This is a genomic window from Micromonospora halophytica (genome assembly GCF_900090245.1).
GTDB classification, from domain to species: Bacteria; Actinomycetota; Actinomycetes; order Mycobacteriales; family Micromonosporaceae; genus Micromonospora; species Micromonospora halophytica.
The window spans coordinates 12,050-33,994 of record NZ_FMDN01000022.1; the positions used below are offsets into that span (position 1 = coordinate 12,050).

At 73.9% G+C, this 21,945-nt stretch carries 18 protein-coding genes; 9 read left to right on the plus strand and 9 right to left on the minus strand.

The genetic code is table 11. The annotated features are described in order from the left end of the window. Positions 1–43: 43 nt before the first annotated feature. Positions 44–2,287 carry a formate C-acetyltransferase gene (gene pflB, locus GA0070560_RS23015; RefSeq protein WP_091301355.1) on the plus strand — a complete coding sequence of 748 codons (2,244 nt, stop codon included), beginning with the start codon at positions 44–46 and terminating at the stop codon, positions 2,285–2,287. 95 nt (positions 2,288–2,382) lie between these two features. Next, complete coding sequence (pflA, locus tag GA0070560_RS23020) at positions 2,383–3,165, plus strand: pyruvate formate-lyase-activating protein (protein WP_211565959.1); 783 nt, start codon at positions 2,383–2,385, stop codon at positions 3,163–3,165. Positions 3,166–3,183: 18 nt separating this feature from the next. Here pflA and GA0070560_RS23025 read toward each other — a convergent pair whose 3' ends face one another. Beyond that, positions 3,184–3,654, minus strand: a complete 471-nt coding sequence (locus GA0070560_RS23025) for a cyclic nucleotide-binding domain-containing protein (protein ID WP_091301357.1) — start codon at positions 3,652–3,654, stop codon at positions 3,184–3,186. A gap of 307 nt (positions 3,655–3,961) precedes the next feature. Here GA0070560_RS23025 and GA0070560_RS23030 point away from each other — a divergent pair, with 307 nt between their 5' ends. From GA0070560_RS23030 to GA0070560_RS23040, 3 genes are all read left to right on the plus strand, one after another. Then, on the plus strand, positions 3,962–6,550 hold the full coding sequence (locus tag GA0070560_RS23030) for a cation-translocating P-type ATPase (protein ID WP_170839537.1): 2,589 nt from the start codon (positions 3,962–3,964) through the stop codon (positions 6,548–6,550). 146 nt (positions 6,551–6,696) lie between these two features. Continuing rightward, positions 6,697–7,593 (plus strand): universal stress protein, encoded by an 897-nt coding sequence (locus GA0070560_RS23035; RefSeq protein WP_091301361.1) that lies wholly within the window; start codon positions 6,697–6,699, stop codon positions 7,591–7,593. Positions 7,594–7,782: 189 nt separating this feature from the next. Further along, a complete protein-coding gene (locus tag GA0070560_RS23040; protein WP_170839538.1) occupies positions 7,783–8,661 on the plus strand; it encodes a universal stress protein in 879 nt (292 codons plus the stop codon). A 3-nt stretch (positions 8,662–8,664) separates the two neighbouring features. On the opposite strand, the gene GA0070560_RS23045 is transcribed toward GA0070560_RS23040, so the two are convergent. Together GA0070560_RS23045 and GA0070560_RS23050 are read right to left on the minus strand one after the other, a co-directional pair. Then, positions 8,665–9,657: a CE1758 family FMN-dependent luciferase-like monooxygenase gene (locus tag GA0070560_RS23045; protein ID WP_245675668.1), complete on the minus strand. Its 993-nt coding sequence runs from the start codon at positions 9,655–9,657 to the stop codon at positions 8,665–8,667. 71 nt (positions 9,658–9,728) lie between these two features. Next, the gene (locus GA0070560_RS23050; protein WP_091301366.1) at positions 9,729–10,337 is read right to left on the minus strand and encodes a DNA-3-methyladenine glycosylase; all 609 of its coding nucleotides are present in this window, start codon (positions 10,335–10,337) and stop codon (positions 9,729–9,731) included. 410 nt (positions 10,338–10,747) lie between these two features. Here GA0070560_RS23050 and GA0070560_RS30125 point away from each other — a divergent pair, with 410 nt between their 5' ends. The 4 genes from GA0070560_RS30125 to GA0070560_RS23075 all read left to right on the plus strand — a co-directional run bounded on the left by GA0070560_RS30125 (position 10,748) and on the right by GA0070560_RS23075 (position 15,645). Next, the gene (locus tag GA0070560_RS30125; RefSeq protein ID WP_211565960.1) at positions 10,748–10,879 is read left to right on the plus strand and encodes a DUF3291 domain-containing protein; all 132 of its coding nucleotides are present in this window, start codon (positions 10,748–10,750) and stop codon (positions 10,877–10,879) included. A 717-nt stretch (positions 10,880–11,596) separates the two neighbouring features. Further along, complete coding sequence (locus GA0070560_RS23065) at positions 11,597–14,134, plus strand: AMP-binding protein (protein ID WP_091301369.1); 2,538 nt, start codon at positions 11,597–11,599, stop codon at positions 14,132–14,134. A gap of 31 nt (positions 14,135–14,165) precedes the next feature. Then, complete coding sequence (locus GA0070560_RS23070; RefSeq protein WP_091301371.1) at positions 14,166–14,570, plus strand: DNA-binding protein; 405 nt, start codon at positions 14,166–14,168, stop codon at positions 14,568–14,570. Positions 14,571–15,291: 721 nt separating this feature from the next. Next, positions 15,292–15,645, plus strand: coding sequence for an MmcQ/YjbR family DNA-binding protein (locus GA0070560_RS23075; RefSeq protein WP_091301373.1), 354 nt, complete (start codon positions 15,292–15,294; stop codon positions 15,643–15,645). A gap of 57 nt (positions 15,646–15,702) precedes the next feature. Here GA0070560_RS23075 and argH read toward each other — a convergent pair whose 3' ends face one another. The 6 genes from argH to argB are packed head-to-tail and all read right to left on the minus strand — an operon-like array spanning position 15,703 to position 21,910. Continuing rightward, positions 15,703–17,166, minus strand: a complete 1,464-nt coding sequence (gene argH / locus GA0070560_RS23080; protein WP_091301374.1) for an argininosuccinate lyase — start codon at positions 17,164–17,166, stop codon at positions 15,703–15,705. Between the two features lie 14 nt (positions 17,167–17,180). After that, the gene (locus tag GA0070560_RS23085) at positions 17,181–18,386 is read right to left on the minus strand and encodes an argininosuccinate synthase (RefSeq protein WP_091301376.1); all 1,206 of its coding nucleotides are present in this window, start codon (positions 18,384–18,386) and stop codon (positions 17,181–17,183) included. Next, complete coding sequence (locus GA0070560_RS23090; protein ID WP_091301378.1) at positions 18,383–18,898, minus strand: arginine repressor; 516 nt, start codon at positions 18,896–18,898, stop codon at positions 18,383–18,385. Before GA0070560_RS23090 ends, GA0070560_RS23085 begins: the two co-directional genes overlap by 4 nt. Continuing rightward, the gene (gene argF / locus GA0070560_RS23095) at positions 18,895–19,824 is read right to left on the minus strand and encodes an ornithine carbamoyltransferase (RefSeq protein ID WP_091301380.1); all 930 of its coding nucleotides are present in this window, start codon (positions 19,822–19,824) and stop codon (positions 18,895–18,897) included. The genes GA0070560_RS23090 and argF overlap by 4 nt, the downstream gene beginning before the upstream one ends. Beyond that, on the minus strand, positions 19,821–21,026 hold the full coding sequence (locus GA0070560_RS23100; RefSeq protein WP_091301382.1) for an acetylornithine transaminase: 1,206 nt from the start codon (positions 21,024–21,026) through the stop codon (positions 19,821–19,823). Before GA0070560_RS23100 ends, argF begins: the two co-directional genes overlap by 4 nt. Beyond that, positions 21,023–21,910, minus strand: a complete 888-nt coding sequence (argB, locus tag GA0070560_RS23105; RefSeq protein WP_091301384.1) for an acetylglutamate kinase — start codon at positions 21,908–21,910, stop codon at positions 21,023–21,025. Before argB ends, GA0070560_RS23100 begins: the two co-directional genes overlap by 4 nt. Positions 21,911–21,945 lie beyond the last annotated feature (35 nt).

Genomic DNA, 21,945 nt, shown 5'->3' on the forward strand with positions numbered 1-21,945 from the left:
GCGGCCCGCAGACCCGCCGGCGCACCTCCTGGAGGGACCCCTCATGACCGGCAACGCACACCTCGACCCGTGGCGCGGCTTCACCGGCGCCGCGTGGCGCGACACCGTCGACGTCGCCGACTTCGTCCGCGCCAACCACGAGCCGTACACCGGGGACGCCGCGTTCCTGACCGGGCCGACCGCCCGGACCCTGGCGGTCTGGGGCGCGCTGAAGACGCTCTTCGTCGAGGAGCGTCGGCGTGGGGTCCTCGACGTCGACGCGGCCACCCCGTCGACCATCACCGCACACGGGCCCGGCTGGATCGACCGGGACCGGGAGCTGATCGTCGGGCTGCAGACCGACGCGCCGCTGCGCCGGGCGATCATGCCGGCCGGTGGGTTGCGGATGGTGGAGACCGCGCTGAAGGCGTACGGCTTCGAGCCCGACCCGGAGGTGCACCGCATCTTCACCAGCTACCGCAAGACGCACAACGACGCGGTCTTCGACGCGTACCCGGCCGACGTGCTCGCCGCCCGGCGCTCGCACGTCATCACCGGCCTGCCCGACGCGTACGGCCGGGGCCGGATCATCGGCGACTACCGGCGGGTGGCGCTCTACGGCGTCGACCGGCTCGTCGCCGAGCGGAAGGCGCTCAAGGCGGCGCTGGACGAGCGGCCCTCCACCGACGAGGTCATCCGCGACCGCGAGGAGTTGGCCGAGCAGATCCGCGCACTCGGCGAGCTGAGGCAGATGGCCGCCGGCTACGGCTACGACATCTCGGCCCCGGCGACGACCGGCCGCGAGGCGATCCAGTGGCTGTACTTCGCGTACCTGGCCGCCACCAAGGAGCAGAACGGCGCGGCGATGTCGCTGGGCCGCACGGCGAACTTCGTCGACGCCTACCTGCGCCGTGACCTGACCGAGGGACGGCTGACCGAGAGCGACGCCCAGGAGCTGGTCGACGACTTCGTGATCAAACTGCGGATCGTCCGGTTCCTGCGCACCCCCGAGTACGACCAGCTCTTCTCCGGCGACCCCACCTGGGTCACCGAGTCGCTCGGTGGGATGGGCGCCGACGGGCGACCACTGGTCAGCCGGACCAGCTTCCGCTACCTGCAGACCCTCTACAACCTCGGCCCGGCGCCCGAGCCGAACCTGACCGTGCTCTGGTCGCCGCAGTTGCCCGTCGGGTTCAAGCGGTTCTGCGCCCAGGTGTCGCTGGACACCAGCGCCATCCAGTACGAGAACGACGAGCTGATCCGCCCCGCGTACGACGACGACACCGCGATCGCCTGCTGCGTCTCGGCGATGCGGGTGGGCCGGGACATGCAGTTCTTCGGGGCCAGGGCCAACCTGGCCAAGGCGCTGCTGTACGCGATCAACGGCGGCCGGGACGAGATCACCGGCGAACAGGTGGCCCCGGCGACCCCGCCGGTCGGCGGCGAGACGCTCGACCACGCCGAGGTGCTGGCCGCGTACGACAAGACGCTGGACTGGCTGGCCGCGACGTACGTGGACGCGCTCAACGTCATCCACCACCAGCACGACCGGTACGCCTACGAGCGGCTGGAGATGGCGCTGCACGACCACCCGGTGCGCCGCTTCATGGCCACCGGCATCGCCGGGCTCTCCGTCGCCGTGGACAGCCTCGCCGCGATCAGGTACGGCACGGTCAAGGTGCTGCGCGACGAGACCGGCCTGGCGATCGACTACGCGGTCGAGGGCGAGGTGCCGACCTTCGGCAACAACGACGACCGGGCCGACGACATCGCGGTGTGGCTGGTGGAGACGTTCGCCGAGAAGCTGCGCCGGCAGCGCACCTACCGCGACGCCGAGCTGACCATGTCGGTACTGACCATCACCTCCAACGTGGTCTACGGCAAGCACACCGGCAACACCCCGGACGGCCGGCGCGCCGGTGAGCCGTTCGCGCCGGGGGCGAACCCGATGAACGGCCGGGACACCCACGGCCTGGTCGCGGCCGCGCTGTCGGTGGCGAAGCTGCCGTACGACGCCGCCCGGGACGGCATCTCGCTGACCGGCACGGTCACCCCCGACGGGTTGGGCCGCACCCGGTCCGAACGGATCGACAACCTGGCCGGGGTGCTCGACGCCTACACCGACTCCGGCGGGTTCCACCTGAACGTCAACGTGCTGGACCGGGCCACCCTGGTCGACGCGATGGCGCACCCGGAGCGCTACCCGCAGCTCACCGTGCGGGTCTCCGGGTACGCGGTGAACTTCGTCCGGCTCACCCCGGAACAGCAGCGGGACGTGGTGTCCCGGACCTTCCACGGGTCGCTGTGACCGTCCGCCCGCCCTCGCCGCCCGGGCTCACCGAGCCCGGGCGCACGGGCCTGCCCGGCGTACCCGCCCCGGCCGGCGGCGGTCCCGCCGGACCGGTGCCCGCCCGCACGCCCGACGACGCGGCCGGGCGGGGAGGGGCCGGCGGCGAGCTGACCGGGGCGGTGCACTCCTGGGACATCTCGGTCGGGGTGGACGGGCCGGGCACCCGGTTCGTGACGTTCCTCGCCGGCTGCCCGCTGCGCTGCCGCTACTGCCACAGCCCGGACACCTGGTACCGGCGCAGCGGCCGGCACCGCACGGTGGACGAGCTGATCGCCGAGATCAGCCGGTACCGGCGGTTCATCCAGGTCGCCGGGGGCGGGGTGACGCTCAGCGGGGGTGAACCGCTGCTGCAGCCCCGGTTCACCGGCGAGGTGCTGCGCCGCTGCCACGAACTGGGCCTGCACACCGCGCTGGACACCTCCGGCTTCCTCGGCGTACGCGCCGACGACGCCCTCCTCGATGCCACCGACCTGGTGCTGCTGGACGTGAAGTCGTGGGATCCGGCGACGTACCGGCGGGTGACCCGGACCGGGTCGGTCGCGCCGACGCTGCGCTTCGGCCGGCGGCTGGCCGAGCGGGGCACCCCGATCTGGATCCGGTTCGTGCTGGTGCCCGGGCTCACCGACGCGGAGGAGAACGTGGCGGGGGTGGCCGACTTCGCCGCCGAACTGGCCACCGTGCAGCGGGTGGAGGTGCTGCCGTTCCACCGCCTCGGCGCGCACAAGTACGCCGACCTGGGGCTGACCTTCCCGCTCGCCGACACCGAGCCGCCCACGCCGGAACTGCTGGACCGGGTCCGGGGCCAGTTCGCCGAGCGGGGCGTCACCGTCTACTGACGGGTCACCCGGGCCGGCTCAGCTCGCCGAGGACGTCGGATAGCCGTACAGGTCCAGCAGCCGGACCCGGGACGCCTGGAGCCGGTCCACCACCACGGCCATGAACCGGGTCGTCAACTCCCGGCCGAGGTGGTCGTCGGACGCCATCAGCCGGCGCACCCCCTCGGCGGTGAACTCCACCGTCGGGGTACGCCGCACGGCGACCGCCCCGAACTGCCAGCGGTACGGCGGGAAGAGCCAGGACCAGCCCAACACCCCGCCCGGGCCGATCGTCTCGATCCCCACGTCACCTCGTCCGGGCACCGGGAAGTCCAGTGCCACCTCGCCGCCGCGGACGAGCCAGAACCGTTCCGCCGGCTGCCCGGCCCGAAACAGTCGATGGCCGGGGTGCCAGACCACCGGCCGGGCGTACCCGGTCAGCCGGGGCAGCCACTCCTGCGGCAGGCCGGCCAGGAAGGGGTGTTCACGGAGCATCTCCAGTGGCGTCATGCGAGGTCCCTCCGGTAACGGGCGGGGCCCGGCGGACGACCGGGCCCCTGCGGTCGGCTCAGCGCTTCCCACCGTGCTCCACGGTGGTGACGGTGGACACGTCGACATCCCTGTCGCTGGTCCTGTCCCCATCCGACTCCTGTTCAGGGCGACGACGTCAGGGCCGTTGGTCCCGGGCCCGGCGGGCGCAACGCCTCTGCCCGTGACACCATCGCGGCGGGATGGTGGAACGGGACGGCGTGCCCGCGACGCGCCGCAACGAGGCGGGGGGACACCGGTGACGACGACCGGCGGACGAGGCGGGACGTTGGAAGGCGCCGTGCAGCGCCCGGCCGTCCCGGCCGGGCTGCGCGCCGACGAGGCCGCCGCCAGGTTGCGCGCCGACGGGCCGAACTCGGTGCTCCCACCGCCCCGCCGGCACCTCGCCGTCCGGGTCCTGCGCCAGCTCACCGATCCGCTGGTCGCGCTGCTGCTCGCCGCCGCCGTGGTCACCACGCTGCTCGGCGACCTCCCGGACACCGTGGTGATCGTCCTGGTCGTCGTGGTGAACACGGTGATCGGGGTGGTGCAGGAGGTCCGCGCGGACCACGCTATCGCCGCGCTGGACCGGCTCGCCGCGCCGACCGCCCGGGTGGTCCGCGACGGTGTCGACATGGTGGTGCCCGCCGCCGACGTCGTCCGCGGTGACCTGGTACGCGTCGAGGCCGGCGACGTCGTCCCGGCCGACCTGTCGCTGGCCGAGGCGAGCCGGCTGCACCTGGACGAGTCGGCGCTGACCGGTGAGGCGGTGCCGGTCGGGCGGGAGGTCGGGCAGGAGGTCCTGGCCGGGACGGTGGTGACCACCGGCAGGGGCGCCGGCACCGTGGTCCGCACCGCCGGCGCGAGCGCCCTGGGCCGGATCAGCGCGCTGGTCGCCGGCACCCGCCCCACCGCCACTCCGTTGCAGCGCCGGCTGTCCGCGCTCGGGCGGGTGCTCGGGCTCGTGGTGGTGGCGTTGTCCGGGCTGGTGTTCGCCGTCGGGGTGCTCGGCGGGCGGCCGGTGGTGGACATGGCGATCACCGCGGTCAGCCTGGTGGTCGCGGCGGTGCCCGAGTCGCTGCCGGCGGTGGTGACGCTCGCGTTGGCCCTGGGCGCCCGCCGGATGGCCGGCGCGCACGCGATCCCGCGCCGGCTGCACGCGGTGGAGACGCTCGGCTCGGTGACCGTGATCGCCTCCGACAAGACCGGCACCCTCACCGAGGGGCGGATGGCGGTGCAGGCGGCCGTCACCGCCGACGGCACCCCGTACGGGGTGACCGGGGCCGGCTACGCCCCGCACGGCACGGTGCACCGGGACGGCACGACCGTGGTCGTACCGGAGGAGCTGCGCCGGCTGGCGCGCGCCGGGCTGCTCTGCAACGACGCCGCGCTGTCGCCGCCGGACGACGAGCGACCCGACTGGGGCGCGGTGGGCGATCCGCTGGAGGCGGCGCTGGTCGCCTTCGCGGCCCGGGCCGGCCTCGACCCGCAGAGCACCCGCGCCGCCTGGCCCCGGGTCGCCGAGCACCCGTTCGACCAGGCCACCCGGCGGATGGTCACGGTGCACCGGTCCTGCGACCGGCGGTACCTGGTGGTCTGCAAGGGCGCGCCGGAGAGCGTGCTGGCCGCGCCCCTGGTCGACGCAGGCACCGAGGAGCTCGCCGAGCTGACCGCCGCCGCGCACCGGCTCGCCGGTGAAGGGCTGCGGGTCCTCGCGGTGGCCACCGCCCTGGTGGACACGCCGCCCGACCCGGCCGCGCCGACCGGGCTGCGGCCGGCGGGCCTGGTCGCCGTCGGCGACCCGCTGCGCGCCGGCGCCCCGGAGATCGCCGAGAGCTTCGACGCCGCCGGGGTGCGGCTGCTGCTGATCACCGGCGACCACCCGGCCACCGCCGCCGCGATCGGCGGTCAACTGGGCCTGTGGCGCGACGGTGACCCCCTGGCCCGGGGCGACGACGACGATCCGACCGCCGCGCACCCGGAGACCCGGGTCTTCGCCCGCACCCAGCCGGAGCAGAAGCTCGACATCATCGCCGGCCTCCAGTCGCGGGGGCACGTCGTGGCGATGACCGGTGACGGGGTCAACGACGCCCCGGCGCTGCGCCGCGCCGACATCGGGGTGGCGATGGGCGGCGGCACGGAGGTCGCCCGGCAGGCCGCCGACCTGGTGCTGGTCGACGACGACCTGTCCAACGTGGCCACCGCGATCGGTGAGGGACGCCGGATCTACGACAACATCCGCCGGTTCCTGCGCTACGGGCTCTCCGGCGGCGTCGCGGAGATCCTGGTGATGCTGATCGGTCCGCTGTTCGGGCTGGCCGTCCCGCTGCTGCCGGCGCAAATCCTCTGGGTCAACCTGCTCACCCACGGGCTGCCGGGGGTGGCGCTCGGGGCGGAACCGGCCGAGCCGGGCACGCTGCGCCGCCCGCCCCGCTCGCCGCAGGAGTCGGTGCTCGGCGGCGGGCTGGGCCGGGACGTCCTGGTCACCGGTGCGCTGATCGCGGCCGTGGTGCTCGGCGCCGGGGTGTTCGCCGCCGCCCGTGAACTGCCCTGGCAGTCGGTGGTGTTCGTGGTCCTCGGGCTGGCGCAGCTCGGCGTGGCGCTGGCGGTGCGGGCACCCCGTCCGGCGGGCGCGCGGCGGGCCAACCCGGGGCTGCTCGTCGCGGTCGCCGTGTCGGCGGTGTTGCAGGTCGCCGGGGTGCTCGTCGGCCCGCTGCGGGAGCTGCTCGGCACCGACCCGCTGGGCGCGGACGTGCTGCTGGCCTGCGCGGCGGTCAGCGCGCTGCCCGGTCTCGCGCTGCGGCTCGCCCGCCGTCGGCCCCGGCCCGACGAGGACGCGCCCACCGTCGTACCCGGTCCGCGTGGCGCCACCCCCTGACCGCCGTACCCGCTCCCCCGGGCCCTCGTCGATCGTGGTGCGACGGCCTCCGGGGGGCGGGACGAAGGACCCGGGTCCGGATGTCCGACGCCTCTGACCGTCGCCGCGACGCGGGAAGATACTGAGGACAGAAGAAGGAGGACGTGATGACCATCAGATCCGGTGCTCCCGTCGTAGTGGGTGTGGACGGTTCCGCCACCGCCCTGGACGCCGTACGGTTCGCCGCCCGGGAGGCCGCGCTGCGGCACCGTCCGCTGCGGGTGGTGCACGCGTTCATCTGGCCGCTGCTGGGCCAGCCGCTCGGACCCGCGTCCGGCGGCCCGCCGGACGCGGGCCTGCGACCCCAGGCCGAGCGGTACGTCACGGACGCGGTCGCCGAGGCCGGCAAGATCGCCCCGGACCTCGCCGTGACCGGTGAGCTGATCGACGGCGCGCCCACGCCGGTGCTGCTGCGCGAGTCCCGCGACGCGGCGCTGATCGTGCTCGGCAACCGGGGCCTGGGCGGCTTCGGCGGGCTGCTGATCGGCTCGTCGGCCGTACAGGTCTCCGCCCGGGCCGACTGCCCGGTGCTGGTGGTCAAGGGCGAGCCGCGGGCCGACGGACCGGTGCTGGTCGGCGTGGACGGCTCGGCGCTGTCCACCGAGGCGATCGGCTTCGCGTTCGAGGAGGCGTCGCTGCGCGGCACCTCGGTGGTGGCGGTGCACGCCTGGCTGACCCCGACGTCGCTCGGCCCCGGCGACATGCTTCCGCTGGTGTACGACGTGGACGCGGTCGCCGCCGAGGAGCAGCGGGTGCTGGCCGAAGCCGTGGCCGGTTGGGCGGAGAAGTACCCGGACGTGCCGGTGCGCCAGCTCGTCGCGCACGGCTCGGCGGCCCGGGTGCTGGTGGAGCAGTCCGCCACGGCACAGCTGACCGTGGTCGGCGCGCACGGTCGGGGCGCCTTCACCGGGCTGCTGCTGGGCTCGGTGAGCCATGCGGTGCTGCACCACTCGCACAGCCCGCTGGCGATCCTGCGGCACCACAAGGAGGACGGCAACTCCTGACCCGGCACCGTCCGCGCCGGCCGCTTTCCCGGCCGGCGCGGACGTGCGGGCACCCGGCCCGCCACCCCGCCGCCGGCGAGTCGGCCCCTCACCGGGCGGGGGCTGCGGGCCGGACGCGACGGCGCGTCCCGGCCGAATGCCGGCGACACGGGGCGGGCACGTCGACAATGATCGGACCGACCCCGGGGAGTGCCGATGAACCGACCTGTCGTGGTGGGCGTCGACGGATCGCCGTCGAGCCTGGTCGCCGCCGAACACGCGGCCCGCGCCGCCGTGCTGCGGCGCCTGCCGCTGCACCTGGTGCACGGGTACCTGCACCCGCTCGGCTACGGGGTGCCGCTCAACCCGTACGACCTGGGGCTGCCGGCGCCCACCGAGGAGTCCCGGCGGATGCTGGAGAAGGCGGCGGCCGAGCTGGTCGACCGCTGGCCCGGGCTGACGGTGGAGGTGCGCCAGGTCGCCGGTGGGCCGGGCGCGTCCCTGGTCGAGGCGTCCCGGCACGCCGCGCTCGTCGTGGTGGGCAGTCGCGGGCTGGGTGGCTTCGCCGGGCTGCTGCTCGGCTCGGTGGGCAGCCAGGTCTCGGCGCACGCGCACTGCCCGGTACTTGTGGTGCGGCCCGAGGAGCAGCCGATCCCGGTCGACGGGCCGGTGCTGGCCGGGGTGGACGGCTCGGACGGGGCACGGCTGGCCGTCGGCCAGGCCGCCGAGGAGGCGGCGCTGCGCGGGGTGCCGCTGGTGCTGGTGCACGTCGGCCCGCCCGACGGGGACCGTCCGGTGCCGGAGGAGGTCGAGGAGTCGCAGGTCGCGTACCAGGCGGAGGCGGTGCGGCTGCTCGCCGAGGCGTCCACGGCGGTCCGCGCCGAACACCCGGACCTGGTGGTACGCGAGCATCCGGTACGGGCGGCCGGCGCGGTGCAGGGGCTGGTGGAGGCGAGCGGGGCGGCGTCCCTGGTGGCCGTCGGCACCCGGGGCCGGGGCGGGTTCACCGGGCTGCTGCTCGGCTCGGTCAGCCAGGCGCTGGTGCAGCACGCGCACTGTCCGGTGCTCATCGCCCACCCGTACGACTGAGGCTCAGTCCTCCCGTCCGCCGAGCAGCTGCGCGAAGTCGGTGGTGAGGGCCGCGACCAGCGCGGCGTGGGTGGGAGCCTCGGGTACGTGCGCGGGACGCAGCGAGTCGAACTCCTTGCGCAGCACCGGGATCACCTCCTCGCCGAGGATGTCGAGCTGCTCCAGCACGGTCTTCAGCGGCAGGCCGGCGTGGTCGATCAGGAAGAGCTGGCGCTGGTAGTCGCCGACGTACTCCCGGAAGCCGAGGGTGCGGTCGATGACCTGCTGCGGGCTGCCCACGGTCAGCGGGGTCTGGCGGCTGAAGTCCTCCAGCGACGGCCCGTGCCCGTAGACCGGGGCGTTGTCGAAGTACGGTCTGAACTCCCGGACGGCGTCCTGCGAGTTCTTCCGGACGAACACCTGCCCGCCGAGCCCGACGATGGCCTGCTCCGCAGAGCCGTGGCCGTAGTGGGCGAAGCGCTGCCGGTAGAGCCCGACCATCCGCTGGGTGTGCTCCTTGGGCCAGAAGATGTGGTTGGCGAAGAACCCGTCGCCGTAGTACGCGGCCTGCTCGGCGACCTCGGGGCTGCGGATGGAGCCGTGCCAGACGAACGGCGGGACGCCGTCGAGCGGGCGTGGGGTCGAGGTGAACGACTGCAACGGGGTGCGGAAGCGCCCCTTCCAGTCGACGGCGTCCTCCCGCCACAGCCGGTGCAGCAGGTCGTAGTTCTCGATGGCGAGCGGGATGCCGTTGCGGATGTCCTGGCCGAACCACGGGTAGACCGGGCCGGTGTTGCCGCGCCCCATCATCAGGTCCACCCGGCCGTCTGCCAGGTGCTGGAGCATGGCGTAGTCCTCGGCGATCTTCACCGGGTCGTTGGTGGTGATCAGCGTGGTCGAGGTGGAGAGCAGCAGCCGCTCGGTGCGGGCCGCGATCCAGCCCAGCATGGTGGTGGGCGACGACGGCACGAACGGCGGGTTGTGGTGCTCGCCGACGGTGAAGACCCCGAACTGCATGACCAGTTCCTCGCGTCTCGGACCGGGGCCCTGCTGGCGTCCCGGACGCCGCGCACAACATATTTGACGAATCAACTATTCCGTCGTCGCGGGACATGGCGGCGGTAGCTGCTGACGGTGGGGTCGCCGGTGACCCAGAAGCGCCACGGGACGTCGTGTGCGGCGGCGACTCCGACTCGCGGGCCGGCGGAGATCTCCGACGGCGTGACCGGACGCTCCGGTGGCGTCAGCAGAAGCGGACCGCTGCCGTCGATCACGGATGTGCCGTTCGCCTCGGCGGTGACCCCCAGCGCGACCACCAGCCGGGCCGGCCCGCGCGCCAGGTCACGGTCCGCCACCTCTCCTCGACGCTTGCGGGCGATGTCCGATCCGTCGACGACCTCACCCGCTCGAAGCAGGACCGCCGCAGCCTCGCCGTCACCGCCGCAGACGATGTTCAGGCACCAGTGCACACCGAACACGAAGTAGGTGTAGGCATGTCCGGCCGGCCCGAACATGACCCTGGTCCTGGGGGTGGGCCCCCGATGGGCGTGCGAGGCCGGGTCCTCCCCGGTACCGGCGTACGCCTCGACCTCGGTCAGCCTGATCCGCACACCACCGGCCGAGATCTCCCAGCCCAGCAGCGTCCGCGCCGTCCCGGCCACCTGGGCGGCAGGAGCACGAAGCCATGAGTAGTCCACCGGTCCAGCAAACGTCGCGCGGCGGAGATCGGCAACCGATGGCGGTGTGAGTTGCGGGCGGGACAGGCAGCGTAGCTGGCGAGTGCGATCGAGCGGGCCGGCGTGGAGCCGGCGGCCTACGCGGCCGCCCACGAGCAGGGAGCGAAGCTCGCCGGGGGCGAGGTGATTCCGTGCCTCGAGGCGCTGGGCCACGAGCCGTTCGAGGATGCCGACAGGACGATCCGGCTGCGCAACTGCCCGTCCCACGCCCTGGCCCAGGCGCATCCTGGGCCGGTCTGCGGGTTGAACCTGGCACTGCTCGAAGGTCTGGTGGGCGACGACGGCCAGGGCGTACAGCCCCGACCCGGGCCCGACCGGGCTGCGCGGAGTGGTTCGTTCCCCTCGACGGGCCCCACCTCGTGCTGTGATGGATCCCCGCCGACGTCCCGCCGACCACCGCCGAGGCCGCCGAACGGCTGGACCTGCTGCGCCGCAGCGGCCCGTCGCCGGAGGCGTTCACGCTCCGCGAGCCGTACCCTGCCGCCGGCATGCTCGCCGCGTGACCGCCCGCGGCCGACAGTCGGCGGGCGCCCGCCTCGACCAGGAATTCCACCGCCTCCTCGTCGTCGGGCTCGGCGCGACGCAGCCCCGCCCGCCAGGGCACGACGCAGCCCGGCACGGCACGACGCAGCCCGGCACGGCACGACGCACCACGGCACGGCACGGCCGGGCGGGCGGGGCCTGGTTTCGACCCAGCCCGGTCCGGCCGCAGGCCGGCCTGCACAGCCAGCAGCCGGGTAGGGGTTGGGCACGCTACAGACTTGATCGCATGGATGGATCGCCCACCGTGATCCATCCATGCGATCAGGTCCGTAGCGACCGCAGACCCCTCCCGCTTCTCCCGGCGGCCGGTCCAGCACTCGCCCGGACGCCCGCCCGGACGCCCGCCCGGACGCCCGCCCGGACGCCCGAGCAGCAGCCCTCGACCCGGGCCATCCGGGTCAGTCGCGCACCCGGGCCCAGGAGATGAAGCGTTCGTGCAGGTCCGGGGCCCGGTCCGGATTGAGCTGGGCGAGCTGGTCGCGGGCCCCTCGGCCATCAACGCGCCGAGGTAGAGCAGCAGCGCGGTACGGTTGCCCCGGTACTCCACCAGCAGACTGGCCGCCAGGATCGGCACCGGGCGCCGATCCGGGTCGTCGCTGGCCAAGGGGGCACACCGAGCGCGTGTGACTCACCACCCTGCCTCGTCATTAGGATTGCCTTACCTTAGAGTTGCCACCGTGGCACCCCTGTCCCACCTGCTTCCCGCCGTACGCGCAGTGCCGTTCGTCCGCGATCTGGCCCGCCACGGCGCGCGTCCCGCCGTCGTGACGACCGACGGCGTGCTGTCGTACGCCGAACTGGCCGCCCGGGTCGCGCAGATCGCGCGACAGCTCGGCACCCGCCGGCGGCTGGTCCTGGTGACCAGCGCGAACACGCTCGACGCGCTGGTGGCCTACCTCGGCGCCCTGCACGGCGGGCACCCGGTGCTGCTGGTCCCCGGCGACGGCCCGGCAGCCGGGACGCTGACCGAGGCGTACGACCCGGACGTGGTGATCGGCCCGACCGACGGCGAATGGACGCTGCACGAACGGCGGGCAGGGACCGCCCACGACCTGCACCCCGACCTGGCGCTGCTGCTGAGCACCTCCGGGTCGACGGGCTCGCCGAAGCTGGTCCGGCTCTCCCACGACAACCTCCAGGCCAACGCCGAGGCGATCGCCGACTACCTGGGCATCCGTGACACCGACCGGGCGATGACCAGCCTGCCGCTGCACTACTGCTACGGCCTGTCGGTGGTGCACAGCCACCTGGCCCGTGGGGCCGCGCTGGTGCTCACCGACCGCTCGGTCGCCGACGCCTGCTTCTGGGACCTGTTCCGGCACGCACGGGCGACCACCTTCGCCGGGGTGCCGTACACGTTCGACCTGCTCGACCGGGTCGGCTTCGCCGCGCTGGAGCTGCCGCACCTGCGCTACGTCACCGTGGCCGGCGGCCGGCTCGCGCCGGACAAGGTGGTCCGCTACGCCGACCTGGGCCGGCGCAACGGCTGGGACCTGTTCGTCATGTACGGCCAGACCGAGGCGACCGCCCGGATGGCGTACCTGCCGCCGGACCTCGCGTCGAGCCGGCCGGAGGCGATCGGCGTGCCGGTGCCGGGCGGGGCCTTCCGCCTCGCCCCGGTGGCCGACCAGCCGGACGACGTGGGCGAGCTGGTGTACGCCGGCCCGAACGTCATGCTCGGCTACGCCGAGCGCCCGGCCGACCTGGGCTCGGGACGTACCGTCGAGGAGCTGCACACCGGCGACCTGGCCCGGCGCGGCCCGGACGGCCTGTACGAGATCGTCGGCCGGCGCAGCCGGTTCGCCAAGATCCTCGGCCTGCGGGTGGACCCGCAGCAGGTGGAGGCGCTGCTCGCCGCGCACGACGTCAGCGCCGCCTGCCTCGGCGCGGACGACGAGCTGCTGGTCGCGCTGGCCGGCGACGCCGACCCGCAGCGGGTCCGCCGGCTGGTCGGCGACGAGGTCGGCCTGCCGCCGCGCGCGGTACGGGTGCTGCCGGTGGACGCGCTGCCCCGGCTGGCCACCGGCAAGGTGGACTACCCGGCGCTGCGTACGCTCATCGCGGCTCCCCCGCCCGCCGCGCCGCCCGGCGACGACCTGTGCCGGCTCTACGCCGAGGTGCTCGACCGCACCGACGTGACCCCGGAGCGCAGCTTCGTCGACCTCGGCGGCGACTCGCTGTCGTACGTCGAGATGTCGGTCCGGTTGGAGCAGGTGCTCGGTCAGCTCCCGCCGAACTGGCACACCGTGCCGATCGGCGCCCTCCCCGCGCCCAGGGCCGGCCTACCCCGGCACCGCCGAACGTTGGAGACGAGTGTCGCGGTGCGCGCGATCGCCATCGTGCTGATCGTCGGCTCGCACATTCCGCTGTTCACCCTCACCGGCGGCGCGCACCTGCTGCTCGGGGTGGCCGGCTTCAACTTCGCGCGGTTTCAGCTCACCGACGCGGGCCGCACCGACCGGCTGCGCCAGGTCCGCGCCGGGCTGGCCCGGATCGTCCTGCCCACCATGGCCTGGATCGCGGCGATGCTCGTGGTCACCGACCAGTACCGGCTGAGCACGCTGCTCCTGGCGCACAGCCTCCTCGGCCCGGACGACGGGGCAACCGAGTGGCACTTCTGGTTCATCGAGGCGCTGGTCTACATCCTGATCGGGGTGGCCGCCCTGCTGGCCGTGCCCCGCATCGACCGGCTGGAACGCCGGCACCCGTTCGCCCTGCCGATGACCCTCGCCGGGCTGGGGCTGCTCAGCCGGTACGACGTGTTCGACCTGGACGCCCGCCACAACCTGCCCACCGCGCTCGTGGCGTTCTGGCTCTTCGCGCTCGGCTGGGCCGCCGCCCGCGCCGACGGCGTACGACAGCGGCTGCTGGTGACCGCCGCCGCGGCGGCGACCGTGCCAGGATTCTTCGGCCAGCCCGGCCGGGAGGCGCTGATCGTGGCCGGATTCGCGCTGCTGATCTGGCTGCCGACCGTGCCGAGCCTCGGGCCGCTGAATCGGGTGGCGAGCGTCCTCGCAGGCAGCTCGCTCTACATCTACCTGACCCACTGGCAGGTCTACCCGCATCTGCGCGACCTGCCGCTGGTCGCCCTGGCGGCCTCGCTGGCGCTGGGCATCGGGTACGCGGCCCTGGTCAACCGGGTCGGCCGCTGGTTCGCCACCTGCCGCAACAGCCCGTCGTTACGCAGCAGCACGAATTCTTCAACGAAGCGTTGACAATGCATCGTTGATGGCGTCTGATGGTGACATGGAGCAATTCACCGCACCCAACTCCGCCCGGGCCCGGGCCGAGCGCACCTACGCCGCGCTGCACCGGCTCACCGAGCGGCACGCGGGCACCGACGCGCGCCGACGCCGCCACACGAACCCGTACGTGGCCGACCCGTGGGAGGCCGTCGCCGTCGTCACCGCTCTCGCGGCCGGCGGCGTCGAGCCGGAGCCCGGTGAGGAACCGGTCGACGGCGACGACCTCACCGCCGCGCTGACCCTGCTGCCACACCTGCGGGCCGAACTGGACACCCTGGAGGCGGGGCTGCTGTCGCTGGCCCGCGCCCGCGGGCTCACCTGGCAGGCGATCGCGTTCGGCCTCGGACTGGGCAGCGCGCAGGCCGCCAAGCAGCGGTACGAGCGGATCGTCGCCCGCACCGCCTGACCGGCAGCCGGATCGGCGGATCGGCGGGCGCGACGTGCGCTCGCAGGCGGCGTCCGCTTCGCTTGGCGGGCGACGGTAGCCGGCCACGGCCACCAGCACCGAGCACCGGCCACGGGCACCGGGCCGGGGCACCGGGCCGGGGCACCGGGCACTCCGCTCGGGCCCCGGACACAGGCCACAGGTCGCCCGGTCACCCGGTCACCCGGTCGCCCCGTCACCCGGTCGCCCCGTCACCCGGTCGCCAGGTCACCCGGTCACCCGGTCACCGATAGCAACGACAGCTCCGGGGCGGCGAGGCCCCTCCACACGCTTTGCTCTGCTGCCATCGGCGCACCAGGCACAGAGCGTGACGCGAGGGTGGGTCGGCGTCGCGCCGACCAAAACGGAAATAGGCAGCTCATGCCAGTGGTGCGTGGGTGGCAGCAGAGCAAAGGCGGCGACACCCCTCCCACCGCCCCACGGCGAAGGTGACGGCGAGTGAACATCACCACTGCTCACTGAGCGCGACGAGGGAGGCCGTCGGCGAAGCACCGACCGGCACCCGCGCACGGCTGGGCCCGCGCGATGGCCGGCCGGGAAACCGCGACGACAGCAGCCACCGCGCCACCGTCACCCCACCGGCCCGGCCGCCGCCCGTCAATGGGCTGCCGCCTGTCGGCAGGGCCGGCACGGCGGCGGGTGGCGCTGTCAGACTGGGGCCCGGTCGGGACGGGAGGACGCGATGACCCGCGACGAGATGCTGGCGTACTGCCTGGGCCTGCCGGCGGCCTGGCTGGACCGCCCCTGGGAGGAGACCGAAGTGGCCAAGGTGGGCAGCCGCATCTTCGCCTTCCTCGGCGCTCCGCACGATCCGCCCCGGGTGTGGGTCAAGTGCGGCCCGGACCGGACGCTGGCCGACGAGTGGCTGCACCGGCACCCGGACGATGCCGAGGTTGCTCCCTACCTCGGCCGGTACGGCTGGAACACGCTGCGGCTCGACGGCGGCATCGGCGACGACGAGCTGTTCGAGGCGGTCGACGCCTCGTACGACGCGGTGGTGGCGAAGCTGCCGAAGCGCGAACGACCCACACCGTGACGCAGAATGCGGCGCGCGGGGGAACACCTCCGCGCGCCGCGACCGGCCGTCACGACCTCAGCGGGGTACGACCCGCTCGGCGGCCCACTCCCGCCAGCCGGCCAGCTTGTCCGCCGCGGCGGCGAGCTGGTCGGCGACCGGGCCGGGGCCGGTGGAGCCGGGGGTGGTGCGGGCGGCCAGCGCCGAACGGACCGAGAGCACGTCGCGCACGCTCGGGTCGAGGTGCTCGCTGACCGTGGCCAGATCGGAGTCGCAGACCTCGTCGAGGGCACAGTCCCGGGCCACGCAGAGCGCCACCAGCTTGCCGGTGATCTCATGGGCGTCGCGGAACGGCACGCCCTTGCGGACCAGCCAGTCGGCCACCTCGGTGGCCAACGAGAAGCCCACCGGCGCGGCGGCGACCAGCCGGTCGACCCGCACCGTCATCGTGGAGATCATCCCGGCGAGCGCGGGCAGCAGCAGCTCCAGGGTGTCGACCGCGTCGAAGGCCGGCTCCTTGTCCTCCTGCATGTCCCGGTCGTACGTCATGGGTAGGCCCTTGAGCATGGTGAGCACGCTCATCAGCCCACCGACGAGCCGGCCAGACTTGCCCCGGGCCAGCTCGGCGATGTCCGCGTTCTTCTTCTGCGGCATGATCGACGAGCCGGTGGCGAAGGCGTCGTCCAGCTCGACCCAGCCGAACTCCTGCGACGTCCAGAGCACCACCTCCTCGCCGAGGCGGGACAGGTGCACCCCGACCATCGCGGTGACGAAGAGGAACTCGGCGACGAAGTCCCGGTCGGCGACTGCGTCCATCGAGTTGGCGAAGGACGTCCGGAAACCCAGCTCCTTGGCGACGGCCACCGGGTCCAGCGGCAGGCCGGAGCCGGCCAGCGCGCCCGCGCCCAGCGGGCTGACCGCCGTCCGGTGGTCCCAGTCGCGCAGTCGCTCCAGGTCACGCAGCAGCGGCTGAACGTGCGCCAGCAGCCAGTGCCCGAAGGTGACCGGCTGAGCGTGCTGCAGGTGGGTCATGCCGGGCGCGGCCGTCTCGACGTGCCGCTCTGCCTGCTCCACCAGGGCCTCGGCCAGCTCGACCAGGCGGGCGGCCACGCCCCGGGCGTGGTCACGCAGGTAGAGGCGCAGGTCGGTGGCGACCTGGTCGTTGCGGGACCGGCCGGCGCGCAGCTTGCCGCCGAGGCTGCCCAGCCGCTCCAGCAGACCCCGTTCCAGGGCGGTGTGCACGTCCTCGTCGTCGATGGTCGGACGGAACTGCCCGGAGGCGCAGGCCGCCTCCAGGTCGTCCAACGCGGCCAGGATGCGGCCCAGTTCCTCCGGGTCGAGCAGCCCCGCGCCCGCCAGCACCCGGGCATGCGCCCGGGAGCCGGCGATGTCGTACGGGGCGAGACGCCAGTCGAACTGGACGCTCACCGACAGCCGCGCGAGGGCCTCGGCGGGGCCGCCGGCGAACCGGCCACCCCACAGGCTCGTCCGGTTGGTGGCAGCGCTGTTCTCGGTCAGGCTCTTGTCGTCCACGCCGCCCATTGTGGTTCCCACGATCAGGCACCGCCCAGCCGGGCGTCCCGCGCGGCGGCCATCTTGCTGGGCAGGCCCCACAACTGCACGAATCCCTTCGCCAGCGACTGGTCGAAGGTGTCGCCGGTGTCGTAGGTGGCCATGCCGAAGTCGTAGAGGCTGGCCTCGGAGCGTCGGCCGGTGACGGTGGCCCGGCCGCCGTGCAGGGTCAGCCGCACCTCGCCGGAGACGTGCCGCTGCGTGTCGTCGATGAACGCGTCGAGGCTGTCCTTGAGCGGGGAGAACCAGAGCCCGTCGTAGACGAGCTCGCCCCAGCGTTGGTCGACGCCCTTCTTGAACCGGGCCAGGTCCCGCTCGACGGTGACCGCCTCCAGCTCCTGGTGGGCGGTGATCAGCGCGATCGCGCCCGGGGCCTCGTACACCTCGCGGCTCTTGATGCCGACGAGGCGGTCCTCGACCATGTCGAGCCGGCCCACGCCCTGCGCGCCGGCACGCCGGTTCAGCTCCAGGATCGCCTGGTACGGGGTGACCGTCTCACCGTCGACGGCGACCGGGACGCCGGCGTCGAAGGTGACGACGACCTCGTCGGCGTCGCGCGGTTCGGCCGGGTCGGACGTGTACGAGTACAGGTCCTCGACGGGTGCGTTCCAGATGTCCTCCAGGAAGCCCGTCTCGACGGCGCGTCCCCACAGGTTCTGGTCGATGGAGTACGGCGACTTCGTCGACACGTCGATCGGCAGCCCCTTCTCCTCGGCGAAGGCGATGGCCTTGTCCCGGGTCCAGGCGAAGTCCCGGGCCGGGGCGACGATCTTCAGGTCGGGAGCGAGCGCGCCCAGGCCGACCTCGAAGCGGACCTGGTCGTTGCCCTTGCCGGTGCAGCCGTGCGACACGATGGTGCCGCCGTGCTTGCGCGCCGCGGCGACCAGATGCTTGACGATCAGCGGCCGGGACAGCGCGGAGACCAGCGGATAGCGGTCCATGTAGAGGGCGTTGGCCCGGATGGCCGGCAGGCAGTAGTCGGCGGCGAACTCGTCGCGCGCGTCGACCACCTCGGACTCGACCGCCCCGCAGTCCAGAGCGCGCTGCCGGATGGCGTCGAGGTCCTCGCCGCCCTGCCCGACGTCGACCGCTACCGCGATCACCTCGGCGCCGGTCTGCTCGGCCAGGTAGGGAATGGCGACAGAGGTGTCGAGACCTCCGGAGTACGCCAGGACGACCCGCTCGGTCATGGTGTGGTGCCCCCTTCAACGTTCTCTTCCCGGCGGGCCCAGCCGGCGAGCTTGTCGCCGAGCGCGGCCCCGCCGTCGGCCTCGCGGGCCACGACGAGGATGGTGTCGTCGCCGGCGATGGTGCCGACGACCTCGGACAGGCCCGCCCGGTCCAACGCGCTGGCCAGATACTGGGCTGCGCCCGGCGGGGTGCGCAGCACGGCGATGTTGCCGCTGGCGTCGACCCCGTTGAGCAGCTCGCGCAGCAGCCGCACCAGCCGGGCGGGGGCCGCCTCGGCGTCACGCAGCGGCCGGTGGCCGTCCTCGGGGATGACGTAGACGGCCCGGCCGTCGCCACCACGGGCGGTGACCGCGCCCAGCTCCTTCAGGTCCCGTGACAGGGTGGCCTGGGTGACCTGGATGCCGTCACCGGCGAGCAGGTCGGCCAGCTCGGTCTGCGAGCGGATCACCTTCTCCCGGATCAGCTCGACGATGCGGGCGTGCCGGGCGGCGCGGGTCAGCGGGGCGGTCATGGTGTCGATGCCTCCAGGAGAAACGTCAGCAGCGCCTTCTGGGCGTGCAGACGATTCTCCGCCTGGTCGAACACGGCGCTGCGCGGCCCGTCGAGCACCTCGTCGGTGATCTCCTCGCCCCGGTGGGCGGGCAGGCAGTGCAGCACGATCGCCTCCGGCCCGGCGTGGGCGAGCAGCCCGTCGTTGACCTGGTACGGCAGGAACGGGGTGATCCGGTCCAGCCCGTCGTCCTCCTGGCCCATGGAGGTCCAGGTGTCGGTGGCGACCACGTCCACGCCGCGCACCGCGTCGACGGGGTCGACCAGCACGCGCACCGACGCGCCGGTGCCGGTGGCGATCTTCTCGGCCCGGGCCACGATCTCCGGGTCTGGGTGGAAGCCGACCGGCCCGGCGATCCGCACGTGCATCCCGGCGGTCGCCCCCGCCAGCAGGTACGAGTGCGCCATGTTGTTCGCCGCGTCCCCGACGTACGCCAGGGTCCGCCCCTGCGTCGCGCCGAAGCGTTCCCGGACGGTGAGCAGGTCGGCCAGGAGCTGGCAGGGGTGGTAGTCGTCGGTGAGCGCGTTCACCACCGGCACGCCGGCGTGCGCGGCGACCTCGGCGATCCGGTCGTCGCCGTGGGTGCGCAGCACGATCGCGGCGACGTAGCGGGACAGCACCCGGCCGGCGTCGCCCAGCGTCTCGCCCCGCCCGAAGTGGGTGACCTGGGTGTCCACCACGAGGGGATGCCCGCCCAGTTCGGCGATGCCGACGTCGAAGGAGATCCGGGTACGCAGGCTCTGCTTGTCGAACAGCACCGCCACCGAGCGCGGCCCGGCGAGCGGCTGGTACGCGAACCGGTCGGTCTTCATCCGCGCGGCGATGTCGAGCACGGCCGACTGCTCGGCGGGGGTCAGGTCGTCGTCACGCAGGAAGTGCCGGATCATGCGTCGGCCTCCGTGCCGGTCGTCAGGGTCGGGGCGGGGGCTGCCGCGTCCAGGGCGGCGGGCAGGGCGGCCAGGAAGGCGTCGACCTGCCCGGCGGTGAGGATCAGCGGCGGGGCGAGCCGGACCACCCCGGGCTGCACCGGGTTGACCAGGAAGCCCGCGTCGCGCAGGGTGGCGGCCACCGGGCCGGAGACCGGCTCGGTGAGCACGATGCCGAGCAGCAGCCCGGCGCCGCGTACCTCGGCCACCAGCGGATGGCCGAGCGCCTCGACGCCCCGGCGCACCCTTTCGCCGGTCCGCTTGACGTGGTCGAGCAGTCCCTCGCTGGCGATGGTGGCGACGACCGCGAGCGCGGCGGCGCAGCTGACCGGGTTGCCGCCGAAGGTGGTGCCGTGCGAGCCGGGGGCGAGCAGTGCGGCGGCCCGGCCGAAGGCGAGGCAGGCGCCGATCGGCAGCCCGCCACCGAGCCCCTTGGCCAGGGTCACCACGTCCGGCTCGACGCCCTCGGCCTGGTGGGCGAACCAGTGCCCGGTGCGGCCGACGCCGGTCTGCACCTCGTCGAGGACGAGCAGCGCGCCGTGCCGGGCGGTGATCCGCCGGGCCGCGGCCAGGTAGCCGGCCGGGGGTACGACCACGCCGTTCTCGCCCTGGATCGGCTCCAGGATCACCATGGCGGTGGCGTCGGTGACGGCCGCCTCCAGGGCGGCGACGTCGCCGTACGGGACGTGGGTGACGTCGCCGGGCAGCGGGCGGAACGGGTCGGCCTTGGCCGGCTGGCCGGTGAGCGCCAGCGCCCCCATGGTGCGGCCGTGGAAGCTGCCCTGCGTGGCGACGACGTGCGAGCGGCCGGTGAGCCGGGACAGCTTGAAGGCCGCCTCGTTGGCCTCCGCGCCGGAGTTGGCGAAGAAGACCCGGCCGGGCCGGCCGGCCAGGGCCAGCAGCAGCTCGGCCAACGCCACCGGAGGCTCGGCGACGAAGAGGTTCGAGACGTGCCCGAGGGTGGCGACCTGCTTGGACACGGCGGCCACCACGGCCGGGTGGGCGTGGCCGAGGGCGTTGACCGCGATGCCGCCGAGCAGGTCGACGTACTCCCGGCCGGCCTCGTCGACCACCACCGCGCCGGAGCCGGAGACCAACGCCAGCGGCGGGGTGCCGTAGTTGTCCATCAGGGCCTGGCCCCAGCGTTCGACCAGCGTGCTCATGAGTCGGTCACCATGGTTCCGAATCCTTCCGAGGTGAAGACCTCCAGCAGCGTGGAGTGCGCGACCCGGCCGTCGACGACGTGCGCGGCGGGCACCTTGCCGCGTACCGCCCGCAGGCAGGCCTCCATCTTCGGCACCATCCCCGATTCCAGGGACGGCAGCAGCTTTTCCAGCTCGTCGGCGGTGATCTCGCTGACCAGGCTGTTGCGGTCGGGCCAGTCGGCGTACAGGCCGGGGACGTCGGTGAGGACGACCAGCTTGCGGGCCTGCAGCGCGACCGCGAGCGCGGCGGCGGCGGTGTCGGCGTTCAGGTTGTGCAGCACCCCGTCGACGTCCGGCGCGACGGTGGAGATCACCGGGATCCGGCCGGCCGTGATCAGGTCGGCCACCGCGGAGACGTCGACCGACTCGACGTCGCCGACCTGCCCGACGTCGACCGGCTCCCCGTCGACGTACGCTGGCCGCCGCACGGCGGTGAACAGGCCGGCGTCCTCGCCGGAGAGGCCGACGGCGAACGGGCCGTACGCGTTGATCAGCCCGACCAGTTCCCGGCCGACCTGCCCGACGAGCACCATCCGGACGACGTCCATCGCCTCCGGGGTGGTGACCCGCAGGCCGCCCTTGAACTCGCTGGCGATGCCGAGCCGGCCGAGCATGGCCGAGATCTGCGGGCCGCCGCCGTGCACCACGACCGGCCGGAGTCCGGCGTACCGGAGGAAGACCATGTCGGCGGCGAAGGCGCGCTGGAGTTCGGGGTCGACCATGGCGTTGCCGCCGTACTTGATCACGACGGTGGCGCCGGAGAAGCGGGCCAGCCAGGGCAGGGCCTCGATCAGCGTCTCGGCCTTGGCCTGGGCCCGGGTGAGGTCGGCGGAGAGGCTCACGTCCGAGCCCTCCTTACGTTCGCGACTGCGGGACT

Coding starts and splice junctions, on each gene's coding strand:
- GA0070560_RS23070 (WP_091301371.1), top strand. CDS start 14,166: ATGGAGCAATTCACCGCACCCAACTCCGCCCGGGCCCGGGCCGAGCGC.
- GA0070560_RS23085 (WP_091301376.1), bottom strand. CDS start 18,386: ATGACCGAGCGGGTCGTCCTGGCGTACTCCGGAGGTCTCGACACCTCT.
- argH (WP_091301374.1), bottom strand. CDS start 17,166: ATGGGCGGCGTGGACGACAAGAGCCTGACCGAGAACAGCGCTGCCACC.
- GA0070560_RS23035 (WP_091301361.1), top strand. CDS start 6,697: ATGACCATCAGATCCGGTGCTCCCGTCGTAGTGGGTGTGGACGGTTCC.
- argF (WP_091301380.1), bottom strand. CDS start 19,824: ATGATCCGGCACTTCCTGCGTGACGACGACCTGACCCCCGCCGAGCAG.
- GA0070560_RS23075 (WP_091301373.1), top strand. CDS start 15,292: ATGACCCGCGACGAGATGCTGGCGTACTGCCTGGGCCTGCCGGCGGCC.
- GA0070560_RS23100 (WP_091301382.1), bottom strand. CDS start 21,026: ATGAGCACGCTGGTCGAACGCTGGGGCCAGGCCCTGATGGACAACTAC.
- GA0070560_RS23045 (WP_245675668.1), bottom strand. CDS start 9,657: ATGCAGTTCGGGGTCTTCACCGTCGGCGAGCACCACAACCCGCCGTTC.
- pflB (WP_091301355.1), top strand. CDS start 44: ATGACCGGCAACGCACACCTCGACCCGTGGCGCGGCTTCACCGGCGCC.
- GA0070560_RS23025 (WP_091301357.1), bottom strand. CDS start 3,654: ATGACGCCACTGGAGATGCTCCGTGAACACCCCTTCCTGGCCGGCCTG.
- GA0070560_RS23090 (WP_091301378.1), bottom strand. CDS start 18,898: ATGACCGCCCCGCTGACCCGCGCCGCCCGGCACGCCCGCATCGTCGAG.